General features: G+C 58.4%; 24 protein-coding genes and 1 tRNA gene. 13 read left to right on the forward strand and 12 right to left on the reverse strand.

Features of this window, described 5'->3' with window-relative positions:
* Positions 1–36 precede the first annotated feature (36 nt).
* Positions 37–768: an extensin family protein gene (locus GOV89_RS05590; protein WP_171237724.1), complete on the forward strand. Its 732-nt coding sequence runs from the start codon at positions 37–39 to the stop codon at positions 766–768.
* A gap of 45 nt (positions 769–813) precedes the next feature.
* A complete protein-coding gene (locus tag GOV89_RS05595; protein ID WP_171237725.1) occupies positions 814–1,704 on the forward strand; it encodes a fatty acid desaturase in 891 nt (296 codons plus the stop codon).
* Positions 1,705–1,771: 67 nt separating this feature from the next.
* On the opposite strand, the gene GOV89_RS05600 is transcribed toward GOV89_RS05595, so the two are convergent.
* From GOV89_RS05600 to GOV89_RS05610, 3 genes are all read right to left on the reverse strand, one after another.
* Positions 1,772–2,233 (reverse strand): hypothetical protein, encoded by a 462-nt coding sequence (locus GOV89_RS05600; protein WP_171237726.1) that lies wholly within the window; start codon positions 2,231–2,233, stop codon positions 1,772–1,774.
* Positions 2,234–2,243: 10 nt separating this feature from the next.
* Positions 2,244–2,534, reverse strand: a complete 291-nt coding sequence (locus tag GOV89_RS05605) for a hypothetical protein (protein WP_171179807.1) — start codon at positions 2,532–2,534, stop codon at positions 2,244–2,246.
* A 78-nt stretch (positions 2,535–2,612) separates the two neighbouring features.
* Positions 2,613–3,734, reverse strand: coding sequence for an anhydro-N-acetylmuramic acid kinase (locus GOV89_RS05610; RefSeq protein ID WP_348540094.1), 1,122 nt, complete (start codon positions 3,732–3,734; stop codon positions 2,613–2,615).
* A gap of 243 nt (positions 3,735–3,977) precedes the next feature.
* Between GOV89_RS05610 and tyrS the strand changes: the two genes are divergently transcribed.
* Complete coding sequence (tyrS, locus tag GOV89_RS05615; RefSeq protein WP_171237727.1) at positions 3,978–5,231, forward strand: tyrosine--tRNA ligase; 1,254 nt, start codon at positions 3,978–3,980, stop codon at positions 5,229–5,231.
* An 85-nt stretch (positions 5,232–5,316) separates the two neighbouring features.
* Here the strand turns inward: tyrS and GOV89_RS22680 are convergent, their stop codons facing one another.
* Positions 5,317–6,069 (reverse strand): hypothetical protein, encoded by a 753-nt coding sequence (locus tag GOV89_RS22680; protein ID WP_217352140.1) that lies wholly within the window; start codon positions 6,067–6,069, stop codon positions 5,317–5,319.
* A gap of 201 nt (positions 6,070–6,270) precedes the next feature.
* On the opposite strand from GOV89_RS22680, the gene GOV89_RS05625 reads away from it, so the two are divergent.
* Together GOV89_RS05625 and GOV89_RS05630 are read left to right on the forward strand one after the other, a co-directional pair.
* Positions 6,271–7,026, forward strand: coding sequence for a 3-hydroxyacyl-CoA dehydrogenase (locus GOV89_RS05625; RefSeq protein WP_171237728.1), 756 nt, complete (start codon positions 6,271–6,273; stop codon positions 7,024–7,026).
* Positions 7,027–7,053: 27 nt separating this feature from the next.
* A complete protein-coding gene (locus tag GOV89_RS05630; protein WP_253284433.1) occupies positions 7,054–7,584 on the forward strand; it encodes a sugar O-acetyltransferase in 531 nt (176 codons plus the stop codon).
* On the opposite strand, the gene GOV89_RS05635 is transcribed toward GOV89_RS05630, so the two are convergent.
* The 3 genes from GOV89_RS05635 to GOV89_RS05645 all read right to left on the reverse strand — a co-directional run bounded on the left by GOV89_RS05635 (position 7,581) and on the right by GOV89_RS05645 (position 10,771).
* The gene (locus tag GOV89_RS05635) at positions 7,581–9,389 is read right to left on the reverse strand and encodes an ABC-F family ATP-binding cassette domain-containing protein (RefSeq protein ID WP_254451498.1); all 1,809 of its coding nucleotides are present in this window, start codon (positions 9,387–9,389) and stop codon (positions 7,581–7,583) included. The genes GOV89_RS05630 and GOV89_RS05635 overlap by 4 nt on opposite strands.
* Before the next feature lie 67 nt (positions 9,390–9,456).
* Entirely contained in the window at positions 9,457–10,197 is a 741-nt protein-coding gene (locus GOV89_RS05640) for a GNAT family N-acyltransferase (RefSeq protein ID WP_171237730.1), read from the reverse strand.
* 100 nt (positions 10,198–10,297) lie between these two features.
* Positions 10,298–10,771, reverse strand: coding sequence for an outer membrane protein assembly factor BamE (locus GOV89_RS05645; protein ID WP_171237731.1), 474 nt, complete (start codon positions 10,769–10,771; stop codon positions 10,298–10,300).
* An 85-nt stretch (positions 10,772–10,856) separates the two neighbouring features.
* Here GOV89_RS05645 and GOV89_RS05650 point away from each other — a divergent pair, with 85 nt between their 5' ends.
* The 8 genes from GOV89_RS05650 to GOV89_RS05685 all read left to right on the forward strand — a co-directional run bounded on the left by GOV89_RS05650 (position 10,857) and on the right by GOV89_RS05685 (position 16,213).
* Entirely contained in the window at positions 10,857–11,393 is a 537-nt protein-coding gene (locus tag GOV89_RS05650) for a DUF177 domain-containing protein (RefSeq protein ID WP_171237732.1), read from the forward strand.
* Between the two features lie 205 nt (positions 11,394–11,598).
* Positions 11,599–11,805, forward strand: a complete 207-nt coding sequence (rpmF, locus tag GOV89_RS05655; RefSeq protein ID WP_008756996.1) for a 50S ribosomal protein L32 — start codon at positions 11,599–11,601, stop codon at positions 11,803–11,805.
* Positions 11,806–11,829: 24 nt separating this feature from the next.
* On the forward strand, positions 11,830–12,918 hold the full coding sequence (gene plsX / locus GOV89_RS05660; protein WP_171234439.1) for a phosphate acyltransferase PlsX: 1,089 nt from the start codon (positions 11,830–11,832) through the stop codon (positions 12,916–12,918).
* A 21-nt stretch (positions 12,919–12,939) separates the two neighbouring features.
* Positions 12,940–13,911, forward strand: coding sequence for a beta-ketoacyl-ACP synthase III (locus GOV89_RS05665; RefSeq protein WP_171237733.1), 972 nt, complete (start codon positions 12,940–12,942; stop codon positions 13,909–13,911).
* 96 nt (positions 13,912–14,007) lie between these two features.
* Positions 14,008–14,310: an integration host factor subunit alpha gene (ihfA, locus tag GOV89_RS05670; RefSeq protein WP_152458234.1), complete on the forward strand. Its 303-nt coding sequence runs from the start codon at positions 14,008–14,010 to the stop codon at positions 14,308–14,310.
* Between the two features lie 18 nt (positions 14,311–14,328).
* Complete coding sequence (locus tag GOV89_RS05675; RefSeq protein WP_171237734.1) at positions 14,329–14,934, forward strand: MerR family transcriptional regulator; 606 nt, start codon at positions 14,329–14,331, stop codon at positions 14,932–14,934.
* 61 nt (positions 14,935–14,995) lie between these two features.
* Positions 14,996–15,072 (forward strand) — tRNA-Pro (locus GOV89_RS05680).
* 61 nt (positions 15,073–15,133) lie between these two features.
* Positions 15,134–16,213, forward strand: coding sequence for a 2'-deoxycytidine 5'-triphosphate deaminase (locus GOV89_RS05685; RefSeq protein ID WP_171237735.1), 1,080 nt, complete (start codon positions 15,134–15,136; stop codon positions 16,211–16,213).
* Between the two features lie 3 nt (positions 16,214–16,216).
* Here the strand turns inward: GOV89_RS05685 and GOV89_RS05690 are convergent, their stop codons facing one another.
* From GOV89_RS05690 to GOV89_RS05710, 5 genes are all read right to left on the reverse strand, one after another.
* Positions 16,217–16,432: a hypothetical protein gene (locus GOV89_RS05690; RefSeq protein WP_171090541.1), complete on the reverse strand. Its 216-nt coding sequence runs from the start codon at positions 16,430–16,432 to the stop codon at positions 16,217–16,219.
* A 65-nt stretch (positions 16,433–16,497) separates the two neighbouring features.
* Positions 16,498–17,148: an SMC-Scp complex subunit ScpB gene (gene scpB, locus GOV89_RS05695; RefSeq protein WP_171179788.1), complete on the reverse strand. Its 651-nt coding sequence runs from the start codon at positions 17,146–17,148 to the stop codon at positions 16,498–16,500.
* On the reverse strand, positions 17,141–17,935 hold the full coding sequence (locus tag GOV89_RS05700; protein ID WP_171179786.1) for a ScpA family protein: 795 nt from the start codon (positions 17,933–17,935) through the stop codon (positions 17,141–17,143). The genes scpB and GOV89_RS05700 overlap by 8 nt, the downstream gene beginning before the upstream one ends.
* On the reverse strand, positions 17,925–18,932 hold the full coding sequence (gene nagZ, locus GOV89_RS05705) for a beta-N-acetylhexosaminidase (protein ID WP_171237736.1): 1,008 nt from the start codon (positions 18,930–18,932) through the stop codon (positions 17,925–17,927). Before nagZ ends, GOV89_RS05700 begins: the two co-directional genes overlap by 11 nt.
* The gene (locus tag GOV89_RS05710) at positions 18,929–19,984 is read right to left on the reverse strand and encodes an SPOR domain-containing protein (RefSeq protein WP_171234445.1); all 1,056 of its coding nucleotides are present in this window, start codon (positions 19,982–19,984) and stop codon (positions 18,929–18,931) included. The genes nagZ and GOV89_RS05710 overlap by 4 nt, the downstream gene beginning before the upstream one ends.
* Positions 19,985–19,991: the final 7 nt, after the last annotated feature.

Consider the following 19,991-nt stretch of genomic DNA (forward strand, 5'->3'; position numbering starts at 1 on the left):
TACCCGTAACCGTGTGTAACGGAGTATCGAGTAACCATGAGGCAGGCCTGTCTGACAATTCTGTTTCTCTGCTTAAGTGCAGGGCTTACAAGCGCCAGCATCGACTGCGCCAACCCTGACGCCGAACTTGATCTGTCACTGCCCGACACATCAGCCGACGCCGCCCCCGCTGCATTGACGCCCGAGGACCTTCCCCCTTGCGCAACTATGCAGCTGGAACAGGGGCGCGACAGGATGCGCGATCGCGGCGCGGTTTGTGGTGACTGGACAATTTTAGGGGAAACACGCAAGGCCCTAAAAAGCAAAGCACGAGGCTGTGGCATATCCAATCCGGTCAGTGTCTACCGGATATCGGATGTTGCGCTCAGCCAATTCTCACTGATGGATTGCCAGACGGCGGTCACGCTCAAAACATGGATTGAAAACACCGCCAAACCGGCGTTTGCCGACATGGGCGGCGGGCTCAAGGGGATGCGGGTTGTGGGGCACTATGCCTGCAAAACCCAGAACAACCAGCCACGCGCACGCCTGTCGCAACATGCGCGAGGACGCGCCATCGATATCTCGACCTTTGTGTTACAGGACGGCACGCAAATCACTGTGCAGGACGGGTGGAAGGACGAGGCACAAAGCGCGGTTTTACGCAAACTGCACAGCGGTGCTTGTGGCGTGTTCAGTACCGTGCTCGGCCCGGACGCCGACCGCTATCACGTTGGACATTTTCATTTTGACACCGCCCAACGCAAAGGTGCTCCGGTTTGCCGATAGCTCTTCGGACTTGACCGGACTTACGCCGGACTTAACGATGTCCGCATGGACCACAAAGACCTGATCGCTTCTCTGCCTGCGGAAACCAAGGACCGATTGCAACGCCGGTCGAACGCCACTGGGCTGAAGCATTTGTCGATCTATCTGGCTGCGCTGTCAGCCCTAAGCGCCGCAATCGTGGCGCAAATCCCGTTCTGGCCGGTCTTGATCCTGCCGCAAGGCGTTTTGCTGGTGTTTCTCTTTACGCTCAGCCACGAATGCACCCATAAGACCCCTTTTAGAACAGGATGGCTAAACGATGCGGTCGGACATCTGGTCTCGGTACCAATTGCCTTGCCTTTTGTTTGGTTTCGCTATTTCCACCTCGCCCATCACAAATGGACCAATGACCCTCAGCGCGACCCCGAGCTAGGCGGCAAACCGCGGCCCGATAGCTGGTCTGACCTTTTGATCTACCTCAGCGGCTGGCCCTATTGGAGCGGCATGGCAAAGGTACTGGTTCAAAACGCGAGCGGCCACCTGGATGCGCCTTACCTTCCGAAACGCCAACAAAACGCAATGAAGGCCGAAGCCCGCATTCTGCTTGGTCTCTATACGTTAACGCTCATCAGTCTGACTTACAGTACGATACTGTTCTGGGTCTGGCTTCTTCCGGTGCTGGTCGCTCAACCCGTTTTACGCCTTTACCTGCTGGCCGAGCACGGCCTCTGCCCGCCGGTGGCAAACATGCTCGAGAACTCCCGCACGACCTTCACCAACCGAGCCTTGCGGTTTCTGGCCTGGAACATGCCATACCATGCCGAGCATCATTCCTTCCCCAATGTGCCATTCCATCACCTGCCCGCGCTGCACCACTGGATGCGCGCGCATCTGAAATCTACGTCCAACGGCTATGCGGAGTTCACCAAAGACTACACCCGCACGCTCAGCTCATAAGATCCGCTCTTCATCTGGCCCCAAATACCTCGGGGAAGGCGCGCTTGCGCGACGGGGGCAGCGCCCCCTATTCGTTGCTTCGGCTTTTGATCAACATGCTGATCAGAGGCACCAAAACCGTCGTCGCCGACCCCAATGGATTCGAGCCGATGCTTTTGACCGCCTGCACGACTTCGCGCGCTTCAGTCGCCACCTCCTCCAACTCATCCTCAATGTCTGCGATTGCCATGTCACGGACCTCAACCGCCGGCGCGACTTCATCCTCAACGCTGCTGCGGCGTGCAATCAGAACCAGCAGCGCGGCAAAACCAAGATTGCCAAGCGCCAATACCGCAGCAGCTGAAGCTGACGACATTGTACTTTGCAGGGCAAAGAACAGCGCAAGGTTCAAAAGCACGAGGGCCAACAGGGCAACAATACCCGCTATTCCAAATAATATCGTCTGCTGCTGCACCACGGCCAAGCGACGGCGCGCAATCAGGCGTTCTGTCCGATAGATCGTTACCAGATTTCTGCTTAATCTGCTCATGGCTTGCCTCCTAACCCTGCGCGCGTCCGACGACATACCCCAGCGAGAACGCAATCAGTAACGCTGTGATCGGATATTCTTTTTGCAAGCGGCCAAATTCCTCGACCACATCCTCGCCCAAAGCCTGCGCTTGACTCAGGTCGATCCCATGCTCTTCCAGAAGCTTTCGAATTTCATCCGATGATTTGGTATGCTCATCTCGCTCCTTGGGGGCCGGGTCTTGGTTGACCCGCACTTCCAACGTTGCGTTGCGCTTCCGTAATTTCTCTAATTCAGCTTCAAGCTCTGCCTTGGTCGCCATAATGCCTTGCCCTTGATCCGTGGGTCCGGGGCAACCGTCGCACAACAAGCTGTTATTTTGAACTGTTTTCGGCTGATGCTAGCCAACAGCGTCCATCGAAACCGAACTTACAACCCCACCCCCAACCAGCGCCTGTACGCCGGTTGTGCCGGGGCACGACGTCGGCAGGCCACGCGCCACACGTACCGCCAGATAGGCAAAGGCCTGCGCCTCGAGCATATCACCATCCAGTCCCACTGCTTCAACCGGCTCCACCGGGCAATCCAGCGACACGCGCAACATCTCCATCAAAACCGGATTGTGGCGCCCACCTCCAGTGACCAGCACGCAGGACGGAGGTTTCGGACAATGCTCCATCCCCTGTACGACACCTGCGGCACACATCCCGGTCAGGGTCGCCACGGCGTCCGCATCGTTCAATTCCTTCACCAGACCGATCATTTCCGCGAAATCATTCCGGTCCAAAGACTTGGGTGGCATTCGAGCAAAGTATGGCTCAGCCAGAAACAGCTCCAACGCGCCCATTTCGACGGTTCCATCCCGCGCAAGCGCCCCGTCCCGATCCATGGGCAGCCCCAGTCGGGCTTGCATCAGATCGTCCACAGGCGCGTTTGCAGGCCCGGTGTCAAAGGCGAGCAAAGCGCCCGGCGCTTCGGGGCCGTCAAAGGACGGGTCAACATAGGTCAGATTGCCGACCCCACCCAGGTTCAGAAAACACAGGGGTCGGTCCGCGCCGAACCACTTGGCGCAGGCAAAATGAAAGAACGGCGCTAGCGGAGCCCCCTCGCCCCCCATCGCCACATCATCGCTGCGGAAATCCCAAACCACCGGACGCCCCAGCGCCTGCGCCAGCCCCAGACCGTCACCCACCTGCAAGGTTCCACGCCCGCGCGGCTCATGCGCAACGGTCTGGCCGTGAAAACCGATAAGATCGACCTCTTCGAATTCAGACAGTGCCTCGGCATGGGCAAAAGTGACCATCTCAGCCGCTGCATCGACATCGGGCCCATGCCACTGACCCAGCGCTGCCCGCAGCACGTCTCGCTCTGCGTCTGAATAAGCGCGATAGCTACTTTGTCCAAACCCCATAATCTGGTGGCCGTCAGTTTCGACCATCGCGGCATCCACCCCGTCCATCGAGGTGCCCGACATCGCGCCCAGTGCCCGGATCACCCCGTGTTTGCTGATGGTCTGGCTCACGCCTGCCTCCTGAACTGGCTGTCTTCTTCGCCGCATCCGAGTCCTTGAGTACACCTCTGGGTTGCAGCCCGGTCAAACTGCCTTTTGTTTGCACAAAAACGCAAGCGTTCTCATGCAGCGGTTCATATTTTTCGCTAACCGCGTGGCCGGATCGACACCCACCCTCAATTAAAAAACGTGGCTTTTCCTCATCGGCGCTGCCGCCTATACAGTGCCCCGCAACATTAACCCAAAGGGCACGATATGACCTACCACCCCAAATCGGATTTCATCGCCACGATGATCGAGCGCGGCTTTCTCGCCGATTGCACCGATTATCAGGGCCTTGACGACGCGCTGATCAGTGGGTGTAAACCGGCCTATATCGGCTTTGATGCAACGGCCAAGTCGTTGCATGTGGGCAGCCTAATCCAGATCATGATGCTACGCTGGTTCCAGAAAACCGGCCACCAGCCGATCACACTGATGGGCGGTGGGACGACCAAGGTGGGCGATCCATCGTTCCGCGCGGATGAACGCCCCCTTCTGGGCCCCGAACAGATCGACGAGAACATCTCGGGCATCAAGAAGGTGTTCGCCGCATATATCGACTATGACACGGACGCCGAGAACAAGGCGCTTATGCTGAACAATGCCGAGTGGCTGGGTGATCTGAACTACCTCGATTTTCTGCGCGATATCGGGCGCCATTTCTCGGTCAACCGGATGCTGTCGTTTGAATCTGTGAAGTCGCGGCTGGATCGTGAGCAGTCGCTGAGCTTCCTCGAGTTTAACTACATGATCCTGCAGGCCTATGACTTCCTGGAACTGAACCGCCGTTACGGCTGTGTTCTGCAAATGGGCGGCAGCGACCAGTGGGGCAACATCGTCAACGGGATCGACCTGACCCGCCGTGTTCTGGATCACGAGATCTATGGCCTGACCTCGCCTCTGCTGACCACCAGTGACGGCAAGAAAATGGGTAAGTCTCAGGACGGTGCGGTCTGGCTGAACGCCGAGATGCGCTCGCCCTATGAGTTCTGGCAGTTCTGGCGCAACACAACCGACGCGGATGTGGGCCGGTTTCTGAAGCTCTACACTGAATTGCCGGTGGATGAGTGCGATCGTCTGGGCGCGCTTGCCGGGTCCGAGATCAATGAAGCCAAAATCCGTTTGGCCAATGAGGTCACAACCCTGCTGCATGGCGCACAGGCTGCGGCCAATGCCGAAGCCACCGCGCGCGAAGTGTTCGAAAAAGGCGGCGTAGGTGGCGATCTGCCGACACTGACCCTCAGCCCTGACGAATTGGGTGACGGCATGTCCATCGTGCAGATCATCGTCAAATCGGGTTTGGCAAAATCCGGCAAAGAGGCCAAGCGCCTGATCGCCGAGAACGGGGCCAAGCTGGATGATGCGCCGCTGACCGATGCGGGAATGATGATCGACGCAGGCGCGCTGTCATCGCCCATCAAGCTGAGCGCAGGCAAAAAACGTCATGCGCTGGTTCAGCTCGGTTGATGGCTCGCCCGCCTCTATGCACCTAAGACACAACTCAAACGGCCACCTGACGGTGGCCGTTTCTTTTTGAAGAACCTGGCGGAGCTTAACGGAGACCCCTTCCGCCATTGCCGTTTCCGCCACCGCCGTTTTGGGCACCGTTGCCCTGGCCATTGTTGCCGCCACCGTTGCCAGTGCCAGGCCCAGAGCCCCCGGTGTTCCCCCCGCCATTACCGGGGTTCCCGTTGTTGCCGTTTCCGTTACCAGGGCCGCCGTTTCCACCGCCGCCGTTGCCACCGTCTCCACCGCCGCCGTTGCCACCGTCTCCACCGCCGCCGTTGCCGCCGTCTCCACCGCCACCGTTGCCACCGCCGCCGTCTCCACCGCCGCCGTTGCCACCGTTTCCACCGCCGCCGTTGCCTCCGTCTCCACCGCCGCCGTTGCCTCCATCTCCACCGCCGCCGTTACCGCCGTTTCCACCGCCCGGCGATCCTGGATTTGCAGCATCCGCAAACGCCTCACCAAGCGGTTCAGACCCTCGGCTTTCACCACGATTATTGCTTAACCCCGACAGGCTTGCCGTCGGCAAATCCGTCAAAAGCGAGGCAAGCCCCGGACATTGCGACCCGACAACTTGCAGCGTTGTTTCAAAATCCGACCGTCTCTGAAGCCTCTCCAGAAAACTCGGCGTCACCTGAACGCAGTCACACAACCCCGCGTAATCCCCGGCATTGGCCAGGCTTCGGGCCGTTTTTCCAGTACAGACTTCCGGTGCAGCAGATGCACTGCTAATCATCACCAATCCCAAAACAGGCGCGACAAAAACCGCACCCAGCGCTTGTTTCTTACTCGTAACCATATCGGCACCTCCTGGCGAAAAAACACATGACGGTCCAAATCTCTTCGCTCACGAAAAGGCGCTTTTTCGTGAGGACCGGATTAATTTGTCTTCAGGAACGGAAGCGCAGCCCGGATGGACAGCGTCTTCATCAAAGGTATGGACACCGCACCCGCGAACCAGTTATTGAACAAGTGTTCATATCTATGGGAGGAGTTCACCATGCACCTGTCCACCACAGCAGCACTTGTCACCGGCGGCGCGTCCGGCCTCGGCGAAGCCACGGCCCGCCATTTTGCCTCTGAGGGTGCACAGGTCACGATCTTGGACCGCGACGTAGAACGTGGCACGCAGGTCGCCGCCGAGATCGGCGGGCATTTCGCGCAGACGGATGTGACCGATGAGGATTCGGTGGCCGCTGCTGTAGGTCATGGCATGGCCAAGATGGGCAAGATCACCGCAGTCGTGAATTGCGCGGGCATCGCGTATGGCATCAAAACGGTTGGCAAGGAAGGCCCCCACCCTCTGGATGCCTTCCAGCGCACAATCGACATCAATCTGGTTGGTACGTTCAACGTCTCACGTCTGGCCGCTGCCGAGATGTCAAAGAATGACCCCGAACCAGACGGCGCGCGGGGCGTGATCATCAACACGGCCTCTATCGCGGCATATGACGGCCAAAAGGGTCAGGCGGCCTATGCAGCATCCAAAGGCGGCGTCGTCGGCATGACCCTGCCGATGGCCCGCGATCTGGCCTCGACCGGCATTCGGGTCATGACCATCGCGCCGGGCATCTTCATGACCCCGATGCTGGCGGGGCTGCCCGAAGAAGTACAGCAGCAACTCGCCGCCGACGTCCCGAACCCGGCCCGTTTAGGGGACCCGAAAGAATACGGACGGCTGGCCGCATTCATTGTCGAGATGGGTTACCTGAACGGTGAGGTCATCCGCATCGACGGAGCGCTGCGGATGCGCTAAATCTGTCGCATGTCGGAACGTGAAAAAATGCAGTCCGGACAGTGGTATTGCTGTCTGGACCCAGAACTGGACGAACTTCGTGCACGGGCAAGAGGTGCGGTTCACGCGCACAACACCAGCCCACCTGACGCACGCGGCGCGATGGCACCCGAGCTGCGTGCCTTGCTAGGTCAAGTAGGTGAAGACTGTTTCCTCGAAGCCCCGTTTCATTGCGCCTATGGGATGAACATCCATCTGGGCAAACGGGTTTATTTCAACGCCGGTTGCGTCGTTCTGGACACCGCCCTGGTGCGGGTCGGAGACGACACGATGTTTGGCCCCAATGTCCAGATCTATTGCGCCCAACATGCCAAAGACCCGGCTGAGCGGGCCCAAGGACTGGAAATCGGCTTACCAGTCACAATTGGCAAGCATGTTTGGGTGGGCGGAGGCGCAATTCTGTTGCCCGGTCTCTCTATCGGCAACAATGCCACGATTGGCGCAGGCAGCGTCGTTACCAAGGACGTTGCCGCCGGAGAGACCGTAGTGGGAAACCCAGCAAAAAGCCCGAACCGCTAAGCGCTTTCAGACTTTTCTTCGAGCATTAGCCACTCTTCCTCGGCCGCCGACAGCTTTTCCTGCCGTTCAACCAGCGCCTCGGTGGCCTTCTGGAACTTGACAGGCTCACGGGTGAACAGCTCGGGGTCAGACATCAGTTCTTCCAGCTTGGCGATCTCGGCCTCAAGACGCGCAATCTCGTCAGGCAATTTGTCCAACCGGTGCTTTTCCGAGAAAGACAGACCCGACTTCGGCTTAGCCTCTTGCTTGACCTTTGGCTTTGAAGCTTTTGCTTTTTCTTCCTTTTTGTCGCTCACACCACCGCGTTGCGCGATGCAATCCGACCACCCACCGGCATAAACCGTGGCACGACCATTGCCCTCCATCGCAATGGTCGTCGTGGCCACCCGATCCAGAAAATCCCGGTCATGGCTGACCAAAAGAACCGTGCCGTCGTAATCGTCCAGAAGCTCTTGCAACAAATCCAGCGTTTCGACATCCAGATCGTTGGTCGGTTCGTCCAGCACCAGAAGATTCGAAGATTTCGCCATCAACTTGGCCAGCAACAAACGTGCTTTTTCCCCACCAGACAAGGACTTAACGGCCGCTCTTGCCTGCCGTTCGTCGAACAGGAATTCCTTGAGATACCCAACGACGTGCTTTGGCTGTCCGCCCACCATCACCTGATCGGCCTTACCCGACACCCGCATTTCGGGATCTCCGGTCAAGCTATCCCAAAGAGACATCTCGGGATCCAGTTGAGCACGCGTCTGATCAAACACCGCAATTTCAAGATTCGTGCCCAGCGACACCGTACCTTCGTCTGGCTGGACCTGCCCCAACAACATCTTCAGCAGCGTGGTCTTACCCACCCCGTTTGGCCCAACAAAGGCCACGCGATCACCGCGCTGCACCAGCAGATCAAAACTCCGAACGATCTGCTTGTCCTCAAACCCTTTGAACAGCCCTTTGGCCTCAATCACTTTACGACCCGATTTCGGCCCGGCCTCCAGCGTCATGGCAGCCGAACCCTGACGCTTGATCTGCGCAGCCTTTTCGGCGCGCAGAGCCTGCAGTGCCCTAACCCGGCCTTGATTGCGCTTGCGTCGGGCGCTGATGCCCTCAACCGCCCATTTGGCTTCAGACTTGATCAACCGGTTAAGCTTGTGACGCTGCTGATCCTCTTCTTCCCACACCTTGTCCCGCCAGGCCTCAAAAGCGTCAAAGCCCTTCTCTTGCCGCCGCACCGCGCCTCGATCGATCCAAAGCGTTGCCCGCGTCAACGCCCGTAAAAAGGCCCGGTCGTGCGAGATCAGCACAAAGGCGGCGCGTGTTGCGCCAAGCTCGCGCTCAAGCCAAGCAATGGCTTCAATATCCAAGTGGTTTGTGGGCTCATCCAACAACATCAGATCCGGTGCTTCAGCCATCAACTTGGCCAAGGCCGCCCGCCGCCGTTCGCCACCCGATGCCGTCTCAACAGGGCGAGACGGGTCAAATTTCAACCCTTCGCCAGCGCGCTCAACCTTGTACAATTCGCCCAGTTCCAAACCGCTGGACGCATAATCCCCCAGCGTCGCAAACCCTTCCATGGTTGGGTCTTGCTCCATGTACCCCACGGATTTTCCCGGCGGCACAACGATCTCACCTTGATCGGCTTCGACCAGACCCGCCATCACTTTCATCAGAGTCGACTTCCCCGACCCGTTTCGCCCCACCAAGGCAACGCGGTCGCCGGGCTGGACTACCAGATCAAGGTCGGAAAACACCGGATCGCCCCCGAAGGTCAGGGAAATGCCGGACATCTGCAACAAAGGAATTCTCGCCATGCCCGCCAGCTAAACCGGCTAGGCAGGCGCGTCAACGCCCCTGCTTCTTCTCGTCAAAAATACGGAATCATTCGGCCACCGCCCTCAGCAAACGTTTCCGCGCCGGGGGAATCGCCCCAATCTCCAGCCCGGTGAACACATGCAGCGTGTTCATGTGCCGATCTACAACCGCGTGATCACTGACCCAGCCGCCCATCAACAGGTAAGTTCGCAACAAGGGCGGCATCCGTAACATGGCCCGTTTCACATCCGGTCTGCGCCGCAAACGCGCAGCAAAGCGAAACACATCCGGTGCCTTCACCCGCGGCAACCAGCGTTTAGGCGCCAGATGGCGGTCTTTAAGCATGGCAAAAGCATCCAGATAGTGCTCGGTCTCGGTTCCTGCAAAAGACGAACAACCAAACAGCATCTCAACACCATTTTGGTCCACATATGCCGTCATCGCCCCCCAAGCGGCTCGCAGGATATCTGCGTCGTTACAATCGGGGTGGACGCAAAACCTGCCCATCTCGACCATACGACCGGAAAAACCTGCCAGCGCTGAAAGATCATAAAATTGTGCCGAATAGCTACGCCCGATCTCGCGCCCATGATCCATGGTCAGCATCCGAAAGCAGCACACCAACTGCTGCTCATCGCGCATGTCTTCGACCAAGACATGGCTGCACCGTACATCCAAAGCGTCGCTGTCTAATTGTTGCGTGCCAAACGCAAATGTACGCAACGCCTGCGCGGCGTTGATATCCACTGCCGATTGCGCCAATCGGGCGCGATAGCGCCCTTTGCTCAACAGTACCGCTGTCGCCACGGTCGCATCCTCCACGGTTGCTGACCCATTGTTGTCGTCGTGACCTCGCTAACACAAGACATGTGACTGTCTTGTGACCCGCACACTGCAGAAGACAAAATTAGTTGGCGCCCGGAATATTGGCCGGGTTGAAGTTGCCGATATTGCCAAGCAGCTGTCGCAGGAAGCCTTTGTCCTGAACGTTGGAATCGGTCACACGGCGTTCCAAGGGAATAACCAGGCCGTCTTCAAGGCCAAAGCGCTCGATATTGCTGACGACGCCACGCTGGTCAAAGCTGATAGCGACCAACTCGCGCGATACAACCTCGGGCCGTTTCGGGCCGTAGTGGCGCACCCGCGAGCGGACATAGTAAAAGCCTGAATCCCTCACCACACCCGAAGCGCCCGGAGCGCCGATGGCTTTTTCCACGGTGTCGCGCGTGTCGACACCAACTTTGATTTCGGCCAGATCCTCGGCCGGCGGCACGTAACCGTGATTCTTGAAGATTGGCGTACAGGCCCCGATCGCGGCCAGACAGGCAACAAACACAAGCGATTTCGTCGCTGGTTTCAACCGGTTCATTACCTTCAACATGCGCACCCTCTTGCCTTGGCCTTCTGCGGCTTCTATCCGATTACAGAAACCGCTGCCACGGTTCAACACATAGAAAGGCTCACAAATGAGCAACCTTACATCACTTCGAGTGGCCGATCTGCCTCAGAACGCTCCAACTCCGTTCGATCTGCGCCCCTCTGCCGCTTCGTTGGACGAGATTCGGCAAGATCTGGGATTGCTGGGTTTGCGCAAGCTCAGCTTTGTCGGAGAGGTCCGAGCGCAGGGCAAGCGCGACTGGGTTCTCAACGGCAAACTGGGCGCCACTGTCATCCAACCCTGCGTCGTGACCCTCGACCCTGTCACAACCCGTATTGATATCCCGGTTCGTCGCACCTTTCTGTCCGATTGGACCGACCCGGATGAACCCGAGTTCGAGATCCCCGAAGATGACGAATCCGAGCCGCTGGGTCCCGAGATTGACCCGGCATTGGTCATGGTCGAAGCGCTGTCGCTGGCTCTGCCGCAATATCCGCGCCAGGACGGGGCAGAACTGGGCCAGGTCGGCTATACAGAGCCGGGCAAACCGGCAATGACCGACGAAGACGTCAAGCCGTTTGCCGGATTGGCAGGATTGCGCGATGCGCTTAAAAACGACGAGTGACATCAAACTGATTTCCTGTCATAGCAGGCGGTCAGAAAAATCGCTTGAACATGACGAGAATCGCAGTATTTTCGCGCGCTCATCGGATTTTGGGTTGGACATTGCGAGGCGGGTCGCCTAAACGCGCGTCAAACCACGATAAACGAAATATGAAACCCCGGTCGGCGGCGAATCTGCTGACCCTCAGTAGACAAAGGTTGAGACCATGGCCGTCCAACAGAACAAAGTTTCCAAGTCGCGTCGCAACAACCGCCGCGCACACGACGCTCTGGTTGCTGCAAACCCGAACGAATGCCCGAACTGCGGCGAGCTGAAGCGCCCCCACCACGTTTGCGCATCTTGCGGCCACTATGACGACCGTGAAGTCGTCGCTCAGGCCGACGAAATCGACCTGGACGAAGACGCAGCCTAAGCCTGATTGAGCGCAGGCCAAGGCATGACTGAACAGCCCACGCACGCCGGACGGATCACCATCTCGGTCGACGCTATGGGTGGGGACGAAGGTCCCGCAGTTGTTGTTGCTGGCTTGGCGAAATCGGCCGATAAGAACCCGGATATTGGGTTTTTGCTGCACGGCCCGGAACAGGTACTGCGAAAGCTGGTCGCCAAACGGCGTGTCCTAGAAGGGCGCGTCGTTTTTCGTGATTGTCCAGACGTCGTCACGATGGCGGATAAGCCCAGCCAGGTTGTACGCAACGGCAAGCAGACCTCGATGTGGTCCACCCTTGAGGCCGTGCGCCGGGGTGAGGCACATGGGGCGGTTTCCTGTGGCAACACCGGAGCGTTGATGGCGCTGTCGATGATGCGCTTGCGCAAATTGCCGGGTGTGAACCGCCCGGCAATTGCGATTCTGTGGCCTTCGCGCAACCCTCAGGGTTTCAACGTGATGCTCGACGTGGGCGCAGACGTCCGCGCCGACGCCAAGGATTTGCTGCAATACGCCCTGATGGGCGCTTCTTACGCGCGCAATGGCATGGCGCTGACCCGGCCCCGGATCGGGTTGCTGAATGTCGGCACCGAAGAGCACAAGGGTCGCGCCGAGTTGAAAGAAGCGCATGCGATGATCACTGAATTCGCAGAGCAGGCAAATTTCGATTTTGTGGGCTTTGTCGAAGGCAGCGACATCCCCGGTGACAAGGCAGATGTCATTGTCACGGATGGGTTTACAGGCAATGTTGCAATCAAGACCGGCGAAGGCACAGCCAGCTTGATCGGCGACCTGCTGCGTCAGGCTTTTAAGTATTCTCCGCTGTCACGGCTGGCGTCTATCCTGGCCATCACATCGCTGAACCGCCTTAAAAAACGCATCGATCCACGACGCGTGAATGGCGGTGTTTTTCTGGGACTGAACGGCACCGTGGTGAAATCTCATGGTGGCGCAGATGCGACCGGTGTGTCAGCCGCAATCAAGCTGGCCTTTACGTTGGCGCAATCGGGCTTTTCCGAAAAATTGGCCGCGCGGGTTGCATCCACAGCCCAGCTTGCACAAGATGCCGCGCAAGCTGCGCCGCAGACCGAAAAATAATCAAAAAGGCAGTACCCCAACATGGCAGGCCGTTCAGTTGTAGTAGGTGTCGGGCATTATTTGCCGGAACGCATTGTTCCCAATTCCGAGTTTGAGAAAACGCTGGACACAACCGACGAGTGGATCCGAACGCGATCGGGCATTGAACGCCGCCATTTCGCAGCCGAGGGTGAAACGACCTCGGATCTGGCGACAAAAGCTGCCGAGGCGGCTTTGGCAGATGCCGATTTGAGCGCAGACGACATTGACGCCATCGTCGTAGCGACATCGACTGCTGATCTGACCTTCCCGTCTGCGGCAACCATGGTTCAGGCCCGGCTTGGCATGACCAAGGGTTTTGCCTTTGACGTACAGGCCGTCTGCGCGGGGTTCGTTTTTGCACTTTCCAACGCAAATGCGCTGATTGTTTCGGGTCAGGCCAAGCGCGTACTTGTCATCGGCGCCGAGACGTTCTCGCGGATCATGGACTGGACGGATCGCTCTACTTGTGTCCTGTTCGGAGACGGAGCCGGAGCTTTGGTGTTGGAAGCTCAGGAAGGTAACGGCACCTCTGAGGATCGCGGTATTCTGGCAACCGACCTGAACTCGGACGGCCGCTACAAGGATCTGCTGTATGTTGATGGCGGTGTTTCAACGCAATCCACCGGGCATCTGCGTATGCAAGGCAATCAAGTGTTCCGCCATGCCGTTGAAAAGCTTACAAAAACTGCTGAAGCCGCGCTCGAGCGTGCGGGCCTGACCAACGCCGACGTGGACTGGATCGTGCCGCATCAGGCCAATATCCGCATCATTCAGGGCACCGCCAAGAAAATGGGCCTGCCTATGGAGAACGTCGTGGTTACGGTTCAGGATCATGGCAACACTTCGGCCGCATCGATTCCGCTGGCCCTTTCGGTGGGCAAACAGCGCGGGCAAATCAAGACCGGCGACCTGATCGTGACCGAAGCAATTGGCGGCGGACTGGCATGGGGCGCGGTTGTTCTGCGCTGGTAACCGGCGCAAACCGGCTTACACAGCCGCCTGCAATTCATTGATATTGACAGCGAATTTGCCATACTCATATGCTTTGACATCAACAGGGGAAATGGCATGGGCGATAAAACACTGACTCGAATGGATCTGAGCGAAGCCGTCTTTCGCGAGGTTGGGCTTTCACGAAACGAAAGCGCACAGCTGGTTGAGAGCGTTCTGAACCACATGTCGGACGCGCTGGTGCGCGGTGAGCAGGTCAAGATTTCATCCTTCGGCACGTTCAGTGTACGCGACAAGACCGCCCGTGTTGGTCGCAATCCTAAAACCGGTGAAGAAGTTCCAATTCAGCCGCGCCGCGTGCTGACTTTCCGCCCGTCGCATCTGATGAAGGATCGCGTCGCTGCCGGGAATCGCAAGTAACCCCGAGGTCGCGCGGATATGAGCAAGTCTCCCGACGCGTTTCGCACGATCAGCGAAGTTGCGGATTGGCTTGGTGTTCAGGCCCATGTTCTGCGTTTCTGGGAAAGCCGGTTCACGCAGGTGAAACCGGTCAAACGGGCGGGTGGACGCCGGTATTATCGCCCCAATGACATGCGGCTTTTGGGCGGGATCAAAAAGCTTCTCCACGAAGACGGAATCACCATAAAAGGCGTGCAGCGAATTCTGCGTGAACAAGGCGTGGCGCATGTTGCGTCGCTAGCGCAATCCTTGGACGACCCGTCCCCGGCCCCATCCTCGCCCCTTGAAAACACAGTGGTGCCTTTCGAGCCGAAACCTGCACCAATCACGGAACAGATCCATTTGGATTTGGGCGAAACATCTGCGCCGAAGGTAAAAGAGGATGCTCAGATCGACGCTGCACCAGCGGCCAACCAGCAGCCGGTTGCAGAGCCCCAGCTTGACGCCGCTCCGATCTTGGGGGGAATCGCCTCGTTGGCGTGGAACCGGGCAGAGTTTGACGACGACCTGTTGCGCCGCATCGCACCGATTGCAAAAGACCTGCGTCACTGGCTGGATCGTGTCGAGACACAGGCGACGGGTTAGGAAAAAAGGCAGTGTTTTCCTCTTGCCCCTGCCGGGAAAATCTTTATGAACACCCCAACGTCGGGCTATGGCGCAGCCTGGTAGCGCGTCCGTCTGGGGGACGGAAGGTCGCAGGTTCGAGTCCTGCTAGCCCGACCAAATCACACCGACGTTTATGGCACACAGGCCAGATCCCGCTCTGGCACCAGAGGGGATCGAGATGACAGGTGTTTGCCCAAACCAACAGATTGAGGCGATGATCGCGCGCGGCGAGATCACGGCCAGCCCGGACGTTCTGCCTGCTCAGATTCAACCAGCAAGCCTTGATTTACGTCTGGGAACAGTCGCTTACCGCGTCCGCGCTTCGTTTCTTGCAGGCGAAGGGCGAACCGTCGAAGATCGTTTGACCGAGTTCGAGATGCACCGCATCGATATCACGGACGGGGCCGTTCTGGAAAAAGGTTGCGTCTATCTAGTCCCGCTAATGGAATCAATCGCCCTGCCCGACGATATGAGCGCCGTGGCAAATGCCAAAAGCTCGACCGGGCGGCTGGACCTTCTGACCCGGACTATCACCGATGGCGGCACCGAGTTTGACCGGGTGCCTGCTGGATACGCAGGCCCACTCTATGCCGAAATCTGTCCGCGCTCGTTCTCGGTGCTGGTCCGTCCGGGCATGCGTCTGAATCAGATTCGCTTCCGTCAGGGTCAAGCCGTGCTCTCGGACGCTGAATTGAAAGCCTTACATGCTGAATCGCCACTGGTCGACGGCCCTGCTGTTATTCAGGACGGACTGGGTTTCTCAGTGGATCTGCAGCTTCCCGAGACCGATCTGGTTGGCTACCGCGCAAAACCTCACACCGGGGTCATCGATCTGGATCGTATCGGCGAATACGACCCGCAGGATTATTGGGAAGAAGTGCGCACCAAGGATGGTTGTATTATCCTTGATCCTGGTGCGTTCTATATTCTTGTCAGCCGTGAAGCAGTACATATCCCGCCAATGTACGCCGCTGAAATGGCACCTTATCTGGCGATGGTTGGCGAATTCCGGGTGCACTATGCCGGGTTCTTTGACCCCGGCTTTGGCCATGCCGCCGCCGGCGGGGCCGGATCGCGCGGTGTTTTAGAGGTTCGCTGCCACGAAGCACCTTTTGTGCTGGAGCACGGACAAGTTGTCGGGCGTCTGGTCTATGAGAAAATGGCCGAAATGCCGACGCAATTGTACGGCGCGGGCATTGCATCAAACTATCAGGGTCAGGGCCTGAAACTGTCCAAGCACTTCAAGGCTGTTGGGTAAGTTCTAGAATTTCATGAACCTGCGCATCTGCCGGCTCATCTTCTCGGCCTGCCGAAGCTTTTGGGCATGATCAGATGAATTGGCGTGCTTTGGCCCCTTGGATGTGGCGTCGCCCTTGCCCATGCGACTGGCCATATCAATGCCCTTGTTCACGCCTTTGTTGACCAGTCGGCGCATGACCTGACGCACAATCATATCAATGATCCGATTTGCATTCATTGCTCAACTCCCTGTCCTCAGGGTTAAAGATAGGCGCTTTATGCGGCAACAAAAGGGCTGCGCAATCACTCTTCCTCGAACAGCTCGGTCTGATCTTCGTCGGCCTCGTCCTCACGCCCTTCACCCAGGGGAATGGCACCCGGCGGAGGCCGGTTTTCGAGAAGCCCAGCCGCCCGAAGTTCTTTCAGGCCAGGCAGGTCACGCGCGTTTTCCAGACCAAAGTGATCCAGGAATTCTGGCGTTACAACAAAGGTCACAGGACGACCCGGTGTCATACGACGGCGGCCCAGCTTGATCCACTCCATCTCCAAAAGCTGATCAATGGTTCCGCGCGAAACCGAAACCCCACGGATTTCCTCAATCTCGGCCCGTGTACAGGGCTGATGATAGGCGACGATGGCCAGAGTTTCGATCGCTGCGCGGCTCAGCTTGCGGGTCTCGACCGTTTCCTTCTGCATCAGAAAACCCAGATCCGGGGCAGTCCGAATGGCCCAGGCATCGCCCACACGCACCACGCGCACGCCACGCCCTTCATAGCGTTTCTGAAGCAATTCAACCGCTTGCGCCGCATCGCTTCCGTGGGGCATCCGGGCCTCCAGATCCGCAATTGTCACCGGCTCAGAACTGGCAAACAGAACAGCCTCGACCATGCGTTCCTGTTCCGCCAGCGGAGGAGCTTCGAACAGAGTACCGGTCTCTTCAGGGGCGTCAGTCACGTGTCTCGGTCCTCTTTCGCAGATGGATCGGAGCGAATGTCTCGCTCTGTTTCATCTCCATATGTCCTTCTTTCACCAGCTCTAACGAGGCCGCAAAAGTTGCCGCCGTTGCGGACCTGCGGCGCACCGGGTCGGCGTCCCAGCCCTCCGGCAGGTACGTCTCCATGTCGGTCCACGCTCCGGCAAAGCCAATCAACGGTCGCATCCGTTCCAGCGCTTGTTCCATCGTGAAGACCGAGTCGCGATCCATCACAAAGGGGCGGAATTCGTCGCGGGTGCGGATACGGGCGTAACCCTGCATCAAATCCAGCAGCGTGGCGGAATAGGTTACAGTGCGGATACGGGTGATATCTTCGCCCTGCCCGCGCTTGAAGAAATCGCGGCCCAACTGATCGCGTGCCATCAACCGCGCAGCCGCATCGCGCATGGCCTGAAGGCGTTCCAGCTGAAACGCCAGATGCGCAGCCAGTTCCTCGCCCGATGGACCTTCGTCATCGGGGTCCGGAGGTAACAGCAACCGGGATTTGAGAAAGGCCAGCCACGCGGCCATCACCAGATAGTCGGCGGCCAGTTCGATCCGCAGCGCACGGGCCTTTTCTACAAAAGCCAGGTACTGCTGCGCCAGCGCCAGAACCGAGATTTTCCGCAAGTCCACTTTCTGCGTACGCGACAAGGTCAGCAGAACGTCCAGTGGTCCTTCGAACCCGTCGACATCAACAATCAGCGCTTCGGCCGCAAGACGATCCGCGACCGAGACAGGGTCTTCGCTAAAGAGGTTATCGTTCATATACCTGCCCGCCCATTAGGGCAGATAGTTCCGCCTCGGCGGCGGGGATGTCAAGTTCCTGAGGAGGTTTGCGCATCGCCAGCGCCCGTTCTGCGCGGGCTTGTGCCTGATCGGTCATCTCTCCGGCACTTTCCATCACTGCGGCACGATCTGCAAAACTGCCATTGCAGTGCAGAACAACGTCACAGCCTGCCTGAATGGCCTGACGTGACACGTCCGACGGTGTACCGCTCAGCGCTTTCATCCCGATATCGTCGGTCATGATCAGCCCTTCAAAGCCGATCTTGTCGCGGATCACACGCATCATGGTGGCTGAAATCGTGGCTGGTTGGGGATCGATTTGATCGTAGACCAGATGTGCGGTCATCCCCATCGGCAAATCGTTCAGTGCACGAAACGGCGCGAAATCACTGCTGTCCAATTCGTCCAATGACAGATCGACATGAGGTAAGTCGTAGTGGCTGTCCAGCGTGGAACGGCCATGTCCTGGCATGTGTTTGATTACAGGCAAAACGCCCCCGTGCAAATGCCCCTTTGCTACGGCCCTGCCAATTTTGGAAATCTGTTCAGGATCAGAAGCGTAACAGCGATTCTTGAGAAAAGCGTGCGTATCAGTACGCGCAACATCGACCATGGGGGCGCAGTTGCTGTCGATCCCAAGACTGAACAATTCATCCGCGATTAGGCGATAGCGCAGATACATGGCTCGCTCGGCCTGATCGCCTGCACGGGTCACATGATCCAAGGGTGGCAGCCATTCGCGGGCCAAGGGCGCGCGCAAGCGCTGCACGCGCCCGCCTTCCTGATCAATCGTGATAGGGCAATTGCGCCCGACCGCCTCGCGGAAATCATCGCACAAGGCGCGGACTTGATCGGCGCTTTCGATGTTGCGGGCAAACAGTATGAACCCGAAGGGGTTCATTTGGCGAAACAGGTCCCTTTCTTCCTGCGTCAGACGCAGCCCTTCGGCATCGGTGATCGTGGCGCCAAACTTCACCGGACGGCGACCGGGATACAGTCTGCCCCTTGTGCGACCAGCGCGGCACAGAACTGGCGCGAGTCGCTCAGGTCTTCAAATCCCAAAACACGCAGGCGGTAAAAGGTTCGACCGCCGCTTGAGGTTTTCTGGATAACCCGTTGTTTGTCAGCCATATATTCCCCGAATCGACCACTTAGGCGATCCCATTCGGCCTGCGCCACCTGCGAGCTGTCATAGGCGCCAAGCTGCGCCAGTCGGGTGCCCTTGGCCAACGTGTCGGGGTCAACATCCAACCCAACCGCAGCCTTGACGGCGGCGTTGATGGCGCCCTCAGACGCCTCGCTGGGCGAGATTTGACTGCGCGCAGGGCGTTTAACCGGACGCAAAGACCTGCGAACCCCTGGCAATTCAGCAAGAGCCGGATCCGGCAAAGCCGCTGCAAAATCAACAGGATCAATTGCCGGCTCTTCCTCGGGCGTGGCCAGTGACGCTACTTGCGTCCCGTCTTCGAATTCCTGCTGGGTCTTGGCCGCCTCACCCGCAAGTTCAGCCACCAACGCGTCCACCGCACTTTGGCGCAGACGCGCGGCTTCCTGGGTCGTGATCGGCTCTTCCACCACATGCAGCGCCGGAGTTGGCTTCAGATCGCTGCCAGGCAAATCTTCATCGGTCAGCGACACGGGGCGCGGTGCAAGGATCAGGCGATCAGCCGGGGCCGCGGCGGTGCCTCTGGCGGCAACTGCATTGACGGCCAGACCCTGGTGATCTGCGGGCGTCCCGCCCGGGTTTTCCGGTTGGACGCGCATTGGACCTTCGGCGGCACGTACCACGGGCACGCCGCTCACATCCCGCATGACCAGTTGATAGCCCCATACTCCTACACCAGCGACCAACGCCAATGAGGCGACGGCCCCAAGAACGTTTACGACCCGGCCCAGCCCATACGTGCCGCGCGGTGCGTCATAATCTTGCATATCGTCGGGGTAATCATACGCATCCTCAGAATACGCTTGATTCGGGTAATGCATCTGCTCGGGGCTTTGCTGCCCCGAGTAATCGTAACTCGCCATGTCCGCC

Source organism: Ruegeria sp. HKCCA5763 (genome assembly GCF_013034545.1).
GTDB lineage: Bacteria > Pseudomonadota > Alphaproteobacteria > Rhodobacterales > Rhodobacteraceae > Ruegeria.

Bases quoted from the DNA above. Each gene is read 5' to 3' on its own strand.
- GOV89_RS05590 (WP_171237724.1), top strand. From the start codon at position 37: ATGAGGCAGGCCTGTCTGACAATTCTGTTTCTCTGCTTAAGTGCAGGG.
- GOV89_RS05595 (WP_171237725.1), top strand. From the start codon at position 814: ATGGACCACAAAGACCTGATCGCTTCTCTGCCTGCGGAAACCAAGGAC.
- GOV89_RS05600 (WP_171237726.1), bottom strand. From the start codon at position 2,233: ATGAGCAGATTAAGCAGAAATCTGGTAACGATCTATCGGACAGAACGC.
- GOV89_RS05605 (WP_171179807.1), bottom strand. From the start codon at position 2,534: ATGGCGACCAAGGCAGAGCTTGAAGCTGAATTAGAGAAATTACGGAAG.
- tyrS (WP_171237727.1), top strand. From the start codon at position 3,978: ATGACCTACCACCCCAAATCGGATTTCATCGCCACGATGATCGAGCGC.
- GOV89_RS22680 (WP_217352140.1), bottom strand. From the start codon at position 6,069: ATGGTTACGAGTAAGAAACAAGCGCTGGGTGCGGTTTTTGTCGCGCCT.
- GOV89_RS05625 (WP_171237728.1), top strand. From the start codon at position 6,271: ATGCACCTGTCCACCACAGCAGCACTTGTCACCGGCGGCGCGTCCGGC.
- GOV89_RS05630 (WP_253284433.1), top strand. From the start codon at position 7,054: ATGCAGTCCGGACAGTGGTATTGCTGTCTGGACCCAGAACTGGACGAA.
- GOV89_RS05635 (WP_254451498.1), bottom strand. From the start codon at position 9,389: ATGGCGAGAATTCCTTTGTTGCAGATGTCCGGCATTTCCCTGACCTTC.
- GOV89_RS05645 (WP_171237731.1), bottom strand. From the start codon at position 10,771: ATGTTGAAGGTAATGAACCGGTTGAAACCAGCGACGAAATCGCTTGTG.
- GOV89_RS05650 (WP_171237732.1), top strand. From the start codon at position 10,857: ATGAGCAACCTTACATCACTTCGAGTGGCCGATCTGCCTCAGAACGCT.
- rpmF (WP_008756996.1), top strand. From the start codon at position 11,599: ATGGCCGTCCAACAGAACAAAGTTTCCAAGTCGCGTCGCAACAACCGC.
- plsX (WP_171234439.1), top strand. From the start codon at position 11,830: ATGACTGAACAGCCCACGCACGCCGGACGGATCACCATCTCGGTCGAC.
- GOV89_RS05665 (WP_171237733.1), top strand. From the start codon at position 12,940: ATGGCAGGCCGTTCAGTTGTAGTAGGTGTCGGGCATTATTTGCCGGAA.
- ihfA (WP_152458234.1), top strand. From the start codon at position 14,008: ATGGGCGATAAAACACTGACTCGAATGGATCTGAGCGAAGCCGTCTTT.
- GOV89_RS05675 (WP_171237734.1), top strand. From the start codon at position 14,329: ATGAGCAAGTCTCCCGACGCGTTTCGCACGATCAGCGAAGTTGCGGAT.
- GOV89_RS05685 (WP_171237735.1), top strand. From the start codon at position 15,134: ATGACAGGTGTTTGCCCAAACCAACAGATTGAGGCGATGATCGCGCGC.
- GOV89_RS05690 (WP_171090541.1), bottom strand. From the start codon at position 16,432: ATGAATGCAAATCGGATCATTGATATGATTGTGCGTCAGGTCATGCGC.
- GOV89_RS05700 (WP_171179786.1), bottom strand. From the start codon at position 17,935: ATGAACGATAACCTCTTTAGCGAAGACCCTGTCTCGGTCGCGGATCGT.
- GOV89_RS05710 (WP_171234445.1), bottom strand. From the start codon at position 19,984: ATGGCGAGTTACGATTACTCGGGGCAGCAAAGCCCCGAGCAGATGCAT.